Origin of the sequence: Hafnia alvei, from assembly GCF_034424155.1 — a bacterium.
Classification (GTDB): Bacteria; Pseudomonadota; Gammaproteobacteria; order Enterobacterales; family Enterobacteriaceae; genus Hafnia; species Hafnia alvei.
On sequence record NZ_CP139992.1, the window covers coordinates 3,443,462 to 3,457,110 of the forward strand.

General features: G+C 48.0%; 13 protein-coding genes. 6 read left to right on the plus strand and 7 right to left on the minus strand.

Translation table 11 applies throughout. The features are described 5' to 3' along the window. Window positions 1–152: 152 nt before the first annotated feature. Window positions 153–1,523 carry an MFS transporter gene (locus tag U0008_RS16100; RefSeq protein WP_043495019.1) on the plus strand — a complete coding sequence of 457 codons (1,371 nt, stop codon included), beginning with the start codon at window positions 153–155 and terminating at the stop codon, window positions 1,521–1,523. Between the two features lie 89 nt (window positions 1,524–1,612). On the opposite strand, the gene U0008_RS16105 is transcribed toward U0008_RS16100, so the two are convergent. Further along, window positions 1,613–2,104, minus strand: coding sequence for a YajQ family cyclic di-GMP-binding protein (locus tag U0008_RS16105; protein ID WP_025800008.1), 492 nt, complete (start codon window positions 2,102–2,104; stop codon window positions 1,613–1,615). Between the two features lie 187 nt (window positions 2,105–2,291). On the opposite strand from U0008_RS16105, the gene panE reads away from it, so the two are divergent. Continuing rightward, window positions 2,292–3,206 carry a 2-dehydropantoate 2-reductase gene (panE, locus tag U0008_RS16110; RefSeq protein WP_025800010.1) on the plus strand — a complete coding sequence of 305 codons (915 nt, stop codon included), beginning with the start codon at window positions 2,292–2,294 and terminating at the stop codon, window positions 3,204–3,206. Next, on the plus strand, window positions 3,169–3,762 hold the full coding sequence (gene yajL, locus U0008_RS16115) for a protein deglycase YajL (RefSeq protein ID WP_025800012.1): 594 nt from the start codon (window positions 3,169–3,171) through the stop codon (window positions 3,760–3,762). The genes panE and yajL overlap by 38 nt, the downstream gene beginning before the upstream one ends. A gap of 116 nt (window positions 3,763–3,878) precedes the next feature. On the opposite strand, the gene thiI is transcribed toward yajL, so the two are convergent. Then, window positions 3,879–5,327, minus strand: a complete 1,449-nt coding sequence (thiI, locus tag U0008_RS16120) for a tRNA uracil 4-sulfurtransferase ThiI (RefSeq protein ID WP_043495025.1) — start codon at window positions 5,325–5,327, stop codon at window positions 3,879–3,881. Window positions 5,328–5,586: 259 nt separating this feature from the next. Between thiI and xseB the strand changes: the two genes are divergently transcribed. The 3 genes from xseB (at window position 5,587) to dxs (ending at window position 8,770) form a co-directional block, all read left to right on the plus strand. Continuing rightward, window positions 5,587–5,829, plus strand: coding sequence for an exodeoxyribonuclease VII small subunit (gene xseB, locus U0008_RS16125; protein ID WP_025800016.1), 243 nt, complete (start codon window positions 5,587–5,589; stop codon window positions 5,827–5,829). Between the two features lie 3 nt (window positions 5,830–5,832). After that, on the plus strand, window positions 5,833–6,738 hold the full coding sequence (gene ispA / locus U0008_RS16130; protein ID WP_043495027.1) for a (2E,6E)-farnesyl diphosphate synthase: 906 nt from the start codon (window positions 5,833–5,835) through the stop codon (window positions 6,736–6,738). A gap of 166 nt (window positions 6,739–6,904) precedes the next feature. Next, a complete protein-coding gene (gene dxs / locus U0008_RS16135; protein WP_025800020.1) occupies window positions 6,905–8,770 on the plus strand; it encodes a 1-deoxy-D-xylulose-5-phosphate synthase in 1,866 nt (621 codons plus the stop codon). A gap of 89 nt (window positions 8,771–8,859) precedes the next feature. Here the strand turns inward: dxs and U0008_RS16140 are convergent, their stop codons facing one another. The 5 genes from U0008_RS16140 to nusB form a co-directional block, all read right to left on the minus strand. After that, window positions 8,860–9,378: an Hcp family type VI secretion system effector gene (locus U0008_RS16140; protein WP_004096682.1), complete on the minus strand. Its 519-nt coding sequence runs from the start codon at window positions 9,376–9,378 to the stop codon at window positions 8,860–8,862. A gap of 462 nt (window positions 9,379–9,840) precedes the next feature. Further along, window positions 9,841–11,112 carry a RidA family protein gene (locus tag U0008_RS16145; RefSeq protein WP_043495029.1) on the minus strand — a complete coding sequence of 424 codons (1,272 nt, stop codon included), beginning with the start codon at window positions 11,110–11,112 and terminating at the stop codon, window positions 9,841–9,843. A gap of 483 nt (window positions 11,113–11,595) precedes the next feature. Continuing rightward, window positions 11,596–12,066 carry a phosphatidylglycerophosphatase A gene (gene pgpA, locus U0008_RS16150; RefSeq protein ID WP_046450181.1) on the minus strand — a complete coding sequence of 157 codons (471 nt, stop codon included), beginning with the start codon at window positions 12,064–12,066 and terminating at the stop codon, window positions 11,596–11,598. A 37-nt stretch (window positions 12,067–12,103) separates the two neighbouring features. Continuing rightward, on the minus strand, window positions 12,104–13,081 hold the full coding sequence (gene thiL / locus U0008_RS16155) for a thiamine-phosphate kinase (RefSeq protein WP_043495033.1): 978 nt from the start codon (window positions 13,079–13,081) through the stop codon (window positions 12,104–12,106). A 139-nt stretch (window positions 13,082–13,220) separates the two neighbouring features. Beyond that, window positions 13,221–13,640, minus strand: a complete 420-nt coding sequence (nusB, locus tag U0008_RS16160; RefSeq protein ID WP_004096748.1) for a transcription antitermination factor NusB — start codon at window positions 13,638–13,640, stop codon at window positions 13,221–13,223. Window positions 13,641–13,649 lie beyond the last annotated feature (9 nt).

Sequence of the window (13,649 nt, forward strand, 5' to 3'; positions counted from 1 at the left end):
TCGGCTGTAATAACAATAGATACTATTCCTCGGGAATGCTTACCACCAATTGCCATCAGAGCAATGTTCATTAGAAAGCACCAATAACAAGAATAATTTCAACGCAGTGATAACGCTGGGTTGTTCCCGCACTAAAAGAAACTGAGGTTGTAATGAATGATTTTCAGATGACACCAGAGGAACGGAAAGCCACCTGGGGTCTAGGAACCGTATTCTCATTGCGTATGCTTGGGATGTTTATGGTTTTGCCGGTGCTCACCACCTATGGCATGTCTTTAGCGGGCGCTTCCGAAACGTTAATCGGGATCGCGATTGGGATTTATGGCTTAACACAGGCCGTCTTCCAAATCCCATTCGGCCTATTCTCTGACAGAATTGGTCGTAAACCGCTCATCGTCGGCGGGCTACTCATATTTGCTCTCGGCAGCGCTATTGCGGCCATGACAGACTCAATATGGGGCGTGATCCTTGGCCGTGCATTACAAGGCTCGGGGGCGATTGCCGCCGCTGTTATGGCGCTACTATCCGATTTAACCCGCGAGCAAAATCGCACTAAGGCGATGGCATTTATCGGCGTCAGTTTTGGTGTCACTTTTGCCATTGCAATGGTCGCAGGCCCAATTATTACCCATGCCGTTGGCCTCTCTGGCCTTTTCTGGATGATCGCGCTGTTAGCATTAGGTGGCGTTATCATCACACTGTTTTGCATCCCAACGCCGCGCCATCACGTGCTGAACCGTGAATCCAGCATGGTGAAGGGAAGCTTTAGCAAAGTGCTGGCAAACGGCCGGTTGCTTAAGCTTAACTTCGGCATTATGTGCGTGCATATCTTACTGATGTCGAGCTTTGTGGCACTGCCACCGCTGATGGAAGAAGCCGGTCTAGCACGAGATAATCAGTGGAAAGTCTATTTAGTTACCATGCTGATCGCGTTTGTCTGCGTTATCCCTTTCATCATCTATGCAGAAAAACAACGCCGTATGAAGCAGGTGTTTCAGGTATGCGTTATTTTAATGCTCGCCGCTGAGGTGATCCTTTGGTACGCCGATTTACATCTGTGGGGCATCATCTTTGGCGTCCAAGTCTTCTTTATAGCCTTCAACGTGATGGAGGCGTTATTGCCTTCGCTGATCAGCAAAGAGTCACCCGCGGGCTATAAAGGCACAGCGATGGGAATTTATTCCACCAGCCAATTTCTCGGCGTGGCCATCGGCGGAAGCTTAGGTGGATTCTTGTATTCGCATAACGGCGCTGCAACCGTGTTTACCGGGTGCGCAGTGTTAGCCGTGATCTGGCTTGCGGTCAGCATGACGATGAAAGAGCCGCCCTACGTCAGTAGCCTGCGCATTGTTATTCCCGATGCGATCCCTGCAACGCCGGAATTAGAGCAGGCGCTTAAGCAACTGCACGGCGTGGCTGATGTGGTACTGATTCCTGAAGAGAAAACGGCGTATGTGAAGATTGATTCTAAGCTCACAAACCGTGGAGACATTGAGTTGTTTGTGGCGGGGCAGACAGTCTAGCTCTGGTATTGTTCCCTTCCATGACCCCCACCCAGCCTCCCCCTTCGCAGGGGGAGGAGCAGATCGAATATCTGATTCAAAACCCAGCGTTAATCGCGGAAGTTATTAAACTGGAACGGTTGTCCCAAATCTGCACCACGAATAAGCGCCATCACGCCCTGCAAATCATCGCGTGATTTACCCGTTACACGCACTTGTTCACCCTGAACCTGCGCCTGCACTTTCAGCTTGCTGTCTTTAATCAGCTTGATGACTTTTTTCGCCATCGCGCTATCAATGCCTTTTTTCAGCGTGGCTTCAATGCTGTACGTCTTGCCGCTATGTTCAATCTGCTCAGGGATCTCTAATGCAGCACCATCGATGCCACGTTTCGCCAGTTTTTCGCGCATAATATCCACGAGCTGGTTGACTTGAAAATCAGAGACGCTGGAGATTTTGATACTTTCATTTTTCTCATTCAGCTCAAAGCTGGCTTCAACGTTGCGAAAATCCCAACGAGTTCCTAGCTCACGTGAAGCGTTCTCTACGGCGTTACGAACTTCTTGAATATCAATTTCAGAAACGATATCGAATGAAGGCATGTTAAATCTCCTCTCGGTTGAATGCCGAGCATAATAGCGGCTTCCTCCGGCGATGCAAGACCAGCCACAGTCCTTACACCATAACCGATGCTTCTCACTGCGATCTGCGTCATAAAAGTTTATACTGCTTAGATTGAATATTTCTGCTTTGCGCGCAAATCGCCTGATGTATCGGGAAGGAGGCCAAATGAAAATAACAGTTCTTGGTTGCGGGGCGCTAGGGCAGCTATGGTTATCGGCATTAGAACAAGCTGGGCACGATGTTCAAGGCTGGTTACGCGTACCTCAGCCCTATTGTCCGGTTAACATCATCCAACTTAACGGACAGTCATACAATAAAAACCTAGCGGCGAACGACCCTCTACATTTAGCGGAAAGCCAAATCTTATTAGTGACGCTAAAAGCTTGGCAGGTTTATAACGGTTTGGTTCCATTACTGGCGAAAATTCCCCCTCACTGCCGAATTATCCTGCTACATAATGGGATGGGCAGCCAGGATGAGTTTCCAAACCTGATTGAACAGCCCCTATTTCAAGGGGTCACCACCCACGCGGCGCGCCGTGATGGCAATACGATTATCCACGTTGCCGCGGGCACGACACATATCGGTCCAACGAATTCAGCGGCTATTGGGCAAAGCAACATTGCAGAAGTCTTGCATCAGGCACTTCCTGATGTGGCCTGGCATGACAATATCATGCCCGCTATCTGGAAAAAATTAGCCGTTAACTGCGTCATTAATCCATTGTCAGTTATCTATAACTGCCGCAACGGCGATTTGCAAAAATACATGCCGCACGTAGAAGCCATTGTAAAAGAAATCTCCGAGGTAATGGAGGCTGAAGGGTATCGAACGTCTCCCGAAAGCTTGCTGCATTACGTGACCAACGTGATGTGCATGACCGCCGATAATTACTCTTCAATGTACCAAGACGTGCAGGCTCAGCGACATACTGAAATTGATTACATCACTGGCTATCTGCTCAGGGCAGCGCGCAAGCATGGACTTAGCGTCACTGAGAATGCCCATATTTTTGAAACCATTAAACGAAAGGAACAAACCTATGAGCGCATCGGCTCTGGTGTGTCTGGCTCCTGGTAGCGAAGAAACCGAAGCAGTAACGACCATTGACTTGCTTGTTCGCGCGGGCATTAAAGTCACTACGGCAAGTGCTGCCAGCGATGGCGAATTAGTCATAACCTGCTCACGCGGCGTAAAACTGTTAGCGGATAAACCGCTGGTTCAGGTTGCCGATGAGTCTTATGACGTCATTGTTTTGCCCGGTGGAATGCAAGGCGCTGAGTGTTTTCGAGACAGTGAACTGGTCGTTGAGAAGGTGCGCCAAATGCATCTTGAGGGAAAACTGGTCGCCGCAATCTGCGCCGCTCCCGCATTAGTATTAGCTCACCACAAGCTATTCCCAATAGGAAATATCACCTGTTTCCCAACGCTAAAAGATCAGATCCCCGAGAATCAGTGGATCGACAAACGCGCTTATTTCGATGAGCGCGTTAACCTGCTGACCAGCCAAGGGCCAGGAACCAGTATCGACTTTGCGCTAAAAATTATCGACGTACTTTTAGGCAAAGAAAAAGCCGCCGAAGTGGCAGCCCAGTTAATTCCCGCATCGGGGATCTATGACTATCAGGAGTGGTAGCACGCAATCCCCACCCCAACCCTCCCCTTCTCAGGGGAGGGAGCCGAACCTAGCTCTACTTTAAGTGCTCGGTCTGCCCCTCCCCCTGCGAAGGGGGAGGCTGGGAGGGGGTTCAATTACGGGCGATACACCTTAACGTTGTTATATCCCTGCTCTTTCAGATACAGCGCCTGCAAGCGGCTCATCACGCCACGATCGCAGTACAACACATAGTTGCGGTTCTGATCGAGATCGCCAAACTGGGTCGCCAGTTTGTAGAATGGCAGGCTTTTCACTTCTAGCCCTTCAATCTTCAGCGGTTTGTCTTCTTGTTCGTCGTTAGAACGGATATCCAGAACCACTTCATCGCCGCTTAATGCATCAACGGTTTCAACTTCAATAACCTGCTCGCTGGTTTGCTCGGCAATTTCACGGATATCCATGTTTTGCGCTTCGGCCACCACACGTTCAAGAATGTCGAAATCGAAGTTTTCTTCTTCGGCTTCAATCTTGGACTTCACGGCTTTTACGGTTGGGCTTTTTGAAATCACACCGCAGAATTCAGGCATGGTTTTGGCAAAATCTTCAGTCCCAATTTCACGAGCCATATCAATGATATGTTCTTTATCGTGTGAAATCAGCGGGCGCAGGATCAGCGTGTCAGTCACGCCGTCAATCAAACGCAGGTTGGTTAGCGTTTGGCTTGAAACTTGTCCCAGTGCTTCACCGGTGACCAAAGCCTGAACGCCATAACGCTCTGCAACTTTCGACGCCGCACGCATCATCATACGCTTGAGGATAACGCCCATCTGGCCATCATCGACTTTTTCCAAAATCTCACCCACCACCGGGGCAAAATCGATGGCAACAAAGCGCACACGATGGGAGCTGCCAAAACGATTCCACAGATAATGAGCGACTTGTTTGACGCCAATTTCATGCGCGGAACCGCCCAGATTGAAGAAGCAGTAATGTACGCGACAACCACGGCGCATCAGCATATAGCTGGAAACACCCGAATCGAAGCCGCCGGAAATCAGCGACAGCACATCTTCCTGCGTACCGATTGGGTAGCCACCTAAGCCTTCATAGCGGCCTTTAATCAGCAGCAGGCGGTCGTCTTCAATTTCCAGATGAACGGTCACCTGAGGATGGGACAGTTTGACCTTCGCACTTTCAATATGCTGATTCAGACCGCCACCGACGTAGCGTTCAACTTCGATCGACGTAAAATCATGCTTACCACGACGTTTAACACGCACGCAGAAGGTTTTGCCTTCCAGCTTGTCACGGTACATTTCGAGCGTTTGCTCAAAGATGTTGTGCATATCGGTGTAAGGGCAGTCATCAACTTCTAAAATGTGATGGATCCCAGGGATTCGCGTTAAAGCGTCACGAACCTGTTCGGTGCGGCTTTCATCTTTAGCGCGAACTTCGATATGATCCCAATGGCGTACGATAGCCACTTCATCAATTTGTTTTTTCAGAACGTTGCGAATGTTCCCGGTCAGGATCTTAATAAAGCGCAAACGCACTGATTGGCTTTTGATAGTAATTTCTGGGAATAATTTAATGATAAACTTCATGATGGCAGTGGCTATTTCGTCGTGATTTACGTTAAAAGGGCTTACACTGCATGCTTAGAAATTGAGGACGCAATGTACAAGGCGCGCAGTATAGCACTAACTTGCTCACTGGCGCACTGAACCTCATCTCACGAGTTTAAAATCCGTAATTTGCCAAGTCCTACAGACTCCGGTAACGTGGCAAAAAATTCTGTCACTCCATCGCAGAACCGCTATTTATTGCAGAACACCATTACAGAACAGCGAAGATAAGACGACTATGGCAAAAAAAGCACCCGCCGCGCCTAGCTTTGAACAAGCTCTGAGCGAACTAGAACAGATTGTGACTCATTTAGAATCTGGCGAACTGCCATTAGAAGACGCGCTCAATGAGTTTGAACGTGGCGTTCAGCTTGCTCGTCTTGGGCAACAGACGCTGCAACAGGCTGAACAGCGCGTACAGATCCTACTCAATGACGATAAGGACGCCCCTTTATCCCCTTTTAACGCGGATCAAGAATAAAACATGGTTGTTTTTGAACAGTTACTCAAAACCTATCATCAACGCGCCGATGCCGCGTTAATACACTATATTGACCCACTGCCCTTTTCTGATGGGCAGCTGGTTGCTGCGATGCGCTATGGCGCGCTGCTCGGCGGAAAACGTCTTCGTCCTTTCTTGGTGTATGCCACCGGCGAAATGTTCGGCCTTTCATTAGATAATCTAGACGCCCCCGCTGCGGCCGTTGAATGCATTCACGCCTATTCGCTGATGCATGACGATTTACCCGCAATGGACGACGATAATCTCCGCCGTGGCCAGCCTACAAGTCATATTAAATTTGGCGAAGCCCACGCGATTTTGGCCGGCGATGCGCTGCAAACGCTGGCGTTCTCCATTTTGGCTGATAGCCCAATGCCTGCGGTTGCCGTGACCGATAGATTGGCGATGCTTAGCGAACTGGCACAGGCCAGCGGCGTGGCAGGCATGTGCGGTGGACAAGCGTTAGATTTAGAAGCCGAAGGCAAACACGTTGATTTGCAGGCGCTTGAGCAAATTCACAGCCACAAAACGGGTGCATTAATTCGCTGTGCGATTCGAATGGGGGCTTTGGCCGCTGGTGATGCCGGACGCGCTGCGCTACCGTTGTTAGATCGCTATGCTCAGGCCATCGGGCTTGCATTCCAAGTCCAAGACGACATTTTAGATGTGATCGGCGATAGCGCTAAAACGGGTAAACCTCAGGGTTCAGATCAAGAATTAGAGAAAAGTACTTACCCTGCATTGCTCGGCCTCGAACAGGCCCAAAATAAAGCGCTCGATCTGTACAAAGATGCAATACATGTTCTTGAAGAGCTTGAGCAACACCACAGCATTGATACGCTGGCGTTAAAATCCTTAGCCAGTTTCATCATTGAGCGCGATAATTAAGCCAATAAAAATAGAAACCGCCCTTCGCGCACGTTAAACGCCGATGAGTTGGAGTCTATACCCGAAATAATCCGAGTTGCAGTCAGGCCAACGCCTTAGACAACGATATGCAGCTTGGCATATGACGGGTATATATTGAAAAATGTAATTCAGACATGAGCCGCTAATGAGTTTTGATATCGCCAAATACCCGACACTCGCACTGGTTGAAGATCCTAACGATCTTCGCCTACTGCCGAAAGAAAGCCTGCCAAAGCTGTGCGACGAACTTCGTCAGTATCTGCTCAATAGCGTTAGCCGCTCTAGCGGACACTTTGCCTCAGGGCTAGGCACCGTAGAACTCACGGTCGCGCTGCACTATATCTACAACACCCCATTTGATTCACTGGTTTGGGATGTCGGCCATCAGGCATATCCGCATAAGATCCTGACCGGGCGCCGCGATCGCATTGCAACCATCCGCCAAAAAGGCGGTTTACATCCATTCCCATGGCGCGATGAAAGCGAGTACGACGTGCTCAGCGTAGGCCACTCTTCAACATCCATCAGTGCTGGATTGGGGATGGCCGTTGCCGCCGAGCGTGAAGGCAAAAATCGTCGCACGGTTTGTGTTATTGGCGATGGAGCTATCACAGCGGGTATGGCTTTTGAAGCCATGAACCACGCAGGTGATATCAAGGCAGACATGCTCGTTATTCTGAATGATAACGAAATGTCGATCTCCGAGAACGTGGGCGCGTTGAATAATCATCTGGCCCAATTGCTCTCCGGCAAACTCTATTCCAGCCTGCGTGAAGGCGGGAAAAAGGTACTCTCCGGCTTGCCACCCATTAAAGAGCTGGTTAAACGTACCGAAGAACACCTTAAAGGCATGGTTGTTCCTGGAACCTTATTCGAAGAGCTCGGTTTCAACTACATTGGCCCCGTTGATGGGCATGATGTGCAAGGCTTGGCCGCCACGCTAAAAAATATGCGTGATTTAAAAGGCCCACAGCTGCTGCATATTATGACCAAAAAAGGCAAAGGCTATGCCCCTGCCGAAAAGGATCCGATCAGCTGGCATGCGGTACCTAAATTCGATCCAGCCAGCGGAACCTTGCCCAAAAATGCCGGTGGCTTACCCACTTATTCCAAAATTTTTGGCGATTGGCTGTGTGAAACAGCGCTTGATGACAGCAAATTGATGGCGGTCACGCCAGCCATGCGCGAAGGTTCTGGCATGGTGCGATTCTCTAAAGAATACCCGCAGCAATATTTTGACGTTGCGATTGCCGAGCAGCACGCCGTGACATTCGCCGCTGGTTTAGCCATCGGTGGCTATAAACCGGTTGTTGCCATTTACTCCACGTTCCTGCAACGTGCCTATGACCAAGTCATTCACGATGTGGCACTGCAAAAACTTCCGGTTATGTTTGCTATCGATCGCAGCGGCATCGTAGGTGCGGACGGCCAAACGCATCAGGGTGCCTTTGATATCTCATTCCTGCGCTGCATCCCTAACATGGTCATCATGACGCCAAGTGATGAAAATGAATGCCGCCAAATGCTGCATACCGGACATCAATATCAGGATGGCCCAACGGCAGTACGCTACCCACGCGGCTCAGGCACCGGCGCTACGCTAGAGCCTTTAGCCTGTCTGCCGATTGGCAAAGGCATTGTTCGTCGTCAGGGCGAGAAGATCGCCATATTAAACTTCGGCACGCTGATGCCAGATGCCTTAGTCGCCGCAGAACAGTTAAATGCCACCGTTGCTGACATGCGCTTTGTTAAGCCACTCGATGAAGCATTGGTGTTGGAACTAGCCGCCACGCACGACGTACTGGTGACGCTAGAAGAAAATGCTATTATGGGCGGTGCTGGCAGCGGCGTGAATGAACTGCTGATGGCGAAACGTAAGCTCGTTCCTGTACTAAACCTTGGTTTACCGGATAAATTTATCCCACAGGGGACTCAGGCTGAAGCCTTGCATGAAATTGAGTTAGATTCAGCAGGCATCGTTAGCCAGATCTCGCGCTGGTTACAAGATTAAACTTCTTTCCAAATAACAAAGCTACCAATAACAAAGCTACCTTTCGGTAGCTTTGATTTTTTATGCTTACCACACAAGCTAAGCCAATATTAAGACTCGCTTGGTGCACGCCAGTCATCGGCACCAGAAGTACCGGAAACGGTATGTTCCCAAGTAATTTTACGGTATGCCAAAGACACTTTGACTAGCTGAGTGAATTCAGCTTTAACGGCATCTTGGCAATGTGGCATATGGCAATCAATATCAACGATAGTGGCATCATCCAGAATGGTTGAGAAGAAGTGCTCTTGTTTCCCTTCAATGGAGGTGCGATACCATTTCAGCTCAACTTTCGGCAACATCTCACCTGAAGCTAATGCGTTATATAACAAAGGCACGGCTTTGTTCAACGCAACGGTGAAACGAAATGGCTTATGAACACGTTGACCAGAAGGCTGACCTGATTGCGGATCGGTTGGTACAGTCACAATATGTTCAAATTCCTGCACCAACATTTGGTCTTCATGGCCCTGAACGTAAATATTACCCACAGAATCAGAAGTGAATGCGCCAGACGTAATATTTCCCTGAGTTTTACCTTGGATGGCGATATAACATGGAGTAGGCATTGCAATATCCTTATAAATAAACCGAGCTAAGTTAAAAGAGATGTTCCTTAAAAGAAAAAGAGAAGTACGTCTTTTTCTATCTCCATGCTATCTGTCTCTCTGAGAAATTTGTTGCCAATCATCAAAACGAATGTAAGCAGATATAAATCGCACCATTCATAAACTAGAAAAAAGCTTCCGTTCTGGAAATTTTAATTGGGAAAGGCCAAATAATCAGATTAATCATCCACAAAATCCGTGCACTAAGTTTTTTCTATACCGGAGATAAAAAACATCCTTCCATCGATAGATGGAATTACATGACCAAAGAATTTTGCCTTTTGAATACAGCATGCGCTCGCCCTTTACAGAGCGAGGCTTCATTGAAATAAGGTATTAAGAGACTGCATTCCGAACCACTTAATTAAAACCATCTATTCGGATGAGTAAAGGTAGCCCGTGCAGAAACAGCGAGGCAAGGTATTATGCCTTCGGAGGGGTACCTTCCTCATTGGCTACCACAACTTCTATCTGGATTAGCGCATCTTTAGGCAAATCAGCCACGCCAATAATTCTTCGAGCAGGAATACCGCCAGGGAAGAATGTTGCGTAAACGCTGTCTACTGCGGAAATATCTGCGATATTTTTAAGGGCGATATTAACTTTAACCACATCCCTCATGCTGTGTTCGATGCTCTCTATAATTGCCTTAATATTTTTAAGGCACTGCTCAGCCTGTTCCTTTACCCCACCAGCCACCAATTTACCGGATTTAGGTTCGATAGGTAACTGGGCTGACAAATGATTGTAATGAGAAAAAGCGACAGTCTGTGTAGATAGAGAACATTTTGGCGCATTATCCGTATTGTGCGGTTCTATAATGAGCCCATGTCTGTCTTCAACGGCCTGCGGCGGTGTACCATCACCGTGTGACACCACGGCTTCTATTTGTACCAAAGCCCCCATTGGCAAGCCTGATGCAATAATCACTGTCCGTGCAGGAACATAAGCGATGGTTCGGGCAATCGCTGAATCAGGGAAAAATGTGGCGTAAACTTCGTTGACGGCTTCAAGATCCGCAAGGTTGGTTAGAAAAACACTTATCTTCACAATGTCATCAAAGGGCACGTCAATACTGTCGACAATGGCCTTAATATTTTTTAAACACTGCTTAGTTTGCTCTTTTATCCCCCCTTCCACGACTCTGCCAGTTATCGGATTAATAGGTAATTGGGCTGAAAGATTATTATAATGAGAAAAAGCGACAGTTTGTGAAGACAGGGAACAGATTGGCGCATTTACCGTGTTATTTATAAGTTTTATAAGATCACCAGATTGTGGTGCATTTGGAATTGTTCCTTCACCGTTTGAGAGTAGCACTTCAATTTGCACTAGCGCTCCCATTGGCAAAGCATCAACGGCAACGACCGTTAGCGCGGGTACATAGGTTGGGAAGAATGATTTATAAATTACACTTACAGCGTCAGCATCTTTGATATTTGTAACGAATATCGTGATGCGAACCACATCACTCATCACATGTTTGATGCTTTCTACAACGGATTTAATATTTTTAAAGCACTGCTCGGCCTGCTCATTTATACCACCAGCGACCAATTCACCTGATTTTGGATCAATCGGTAACTGAACTGAAAAATTATTATAATGAGAAAATGCGACAGTTTGTGAATAGAGTCCAATATCGCTTGGTGCATTCTGCGTGTTTCTTGCTAAGACCTCATTGTAACCGCTCATAGTAATGTTCACCGTTAAAGATTAGAGTTTAGTGGGTTATGTGGCAAACACAGACTCTGCAGCGCTGTCGTTCATTGCTGCGGTTGTATCCACGTAACAAACATAAAGGCCTCATAAAAAATGAAGCCTTTATTTCAAGCAAGATAAATGCCATACGTTGAAGCTCATGATATTTATCTTTTATTTTGGCAACACTGCATATAATGTTCCTCGATGATACTGAGGTTGCTTCTAATAAATATCGGTGAACACTATTAGTTTCAGATGACGTGGGTAAAATTATGTTAGGCAGCAGAATAAGTTAATGTAAAAATTTCCACTCGCACTATGGCAGCGTAGGAGATTCCACTAAAAGGGGAAGAAATTACAGAATGAGGTATGGATTACAGCCGTATGCACAAAAGGGATTTGAGTAACTCATAGGGCGGGCTAGAAAAGATTATCGCATAGCTTTTACGCCCTGCGATAATCTCTGAGGATGCATCAACCAAATAGCGCTATCGGCCAATGATGACCAATAGCATAGATAATCACCGCAGAGAGAACACCCGCCACGATATCATCCACCATGATACCCATGCCGCCATGAACATTACGATCGAACCAGCGAATTGGCCACGGCTTCCACATATCTAGCACACGAAAGACAAGAAAACCACCTAGCACCCATTGCCAACTATTGACTGGCAGGGCCATCAGCGTGATCCACATGCCAACAAATTCGTCCCACACAATGCTGCCATGATCGTGAGTTTTCATGTCCTTAGCCGTGCGATGACAGATATAAACCCCGATACAAATGCTAAACATCACTACCAGCGAGTAAAGCTGCCACGGTAGCTGAATCAATAATAGCCAAAACGGGATTGAGGCTAGAGACCCCATAGTGCCGGGCATAATCGGACTCAAACCACTGCCGAATCCCGTAGCCAGCAGATGCCACGGGTTGCTCATGCGCAGGCGCGCTTTCGCTGCCTGGCTGTCATACTTGCTAATCTTTGCCAAAATGGTCAAATCCTTGAAGATCTAATTCCACCTGAGCGTTACCACGCCAGAACCGCATACCATCAGCTGCAGGGGCAATTTGTCCAATGCAGGTAAAATCAGCACCCAGCAGGCCTAGTGCGACATCTAATGCACCACGATGCAGCTCAGGAACGGTGAAACACAGCTCATAATCTTCGCCGCCGGATAACGCCCAACGCAGCGCCTGTTCAGGCGTTGTGTTATTCGTTAGGCTCGCTGACATTGGCAGGTCGTCTAAATAGAGATTAGCACCACAATCGCTGGCCTTCAGAATATGCCCCAAGTCTGAGACAACACCATCAGAAATATCAATCGCTGAACTGGCGAGATCTCTCAGCGCTTGCCCTTGTAACACGCGCGGATGTGGGCGCAGATGGCGATGAATTAGCGCGCTGCGTTCTTCATCATTTTCGACTGAAAGCCGATTCTGCAAAATAGCCAATCCAGCAGCGCTGTCTCCCAATGTACCGGTAACATAAATCCAATCACCGATACGTGCACCGCTGCGCAATAATGCACGCCCAGCAGGCACGAGGCCATTAATGGTATAGGTGATGCTTAACGGGCCACGGGTGGTGTCACCGCCAATTAACTGCATACCGTAATAATCAAGCTGTTCGAATAAACTGTCGCTAAAACGTGCAAGCCATGGCTCATTGATTTCAGGGAGCGTCAGAGCCAAAGAAACCCAAGCAGGATCAGCGCCCATAGCGGCTAAATCGCTTAGGTTTACAGCTAAAGATTTATAGCCTAAATCGGCGGGATCGATATCAGGTAAGAAATGGATGCCAGATACGAGGGTATCAGTGCTGATTGCAATCAGCTGTTTTTCAGAAATAGAAAGCAGAGCACAATCATCCCCAATACCCTGCTGTACATCCCGACGAGCCGTCCGATGACGGTTAAAGTAGCGGGCAATAACATCAAATTCGCCGCATGCCATAACACATTTCCTGATTGGTTTAATGGGACCACTCTTCTGCGTCTACCTAATTTTACCCAACAAAAAGGCCGGAAAACCGGCCTTTTTGGGTGAACGAAATGGCCCGAGGGCTTCCGTCAGGTAAACCTGAACAGCAATCTTATCTTTTCGATTTGCGAATCGTTGGAGCAACTTTATCCAGTACACCGTTGACAAACTTATGGCTATCTTCAGCGCCAAAAGTTTTTGCCAGCTCAATACCTTCGTTAATTGCAACTTTGTAAGGGACGTCTTCGCGCTTGCTCAGTTCAAACAGAGAAATACGCAGAACCGCTCTCTCAACCTGACCCAATTCTTCCAACTGACGAGATAATACTGGCGCCATCAGGCCATCCAAGTATTCTGCGTTAGTGGCGACGCCAGATAACAGCTCACGGAAGTAGCTAATATCGACATCTTTGACGTCCTGCTCTGACAAGAACTGATATTCAACATCAGCAATGTCGTTCTTGGATATCTGCCAAGAATAAAGTGCTTGAACAGCACATTCACGGGCGCGGCGACGAGCAGCAGGTTTCACGGAATTCCC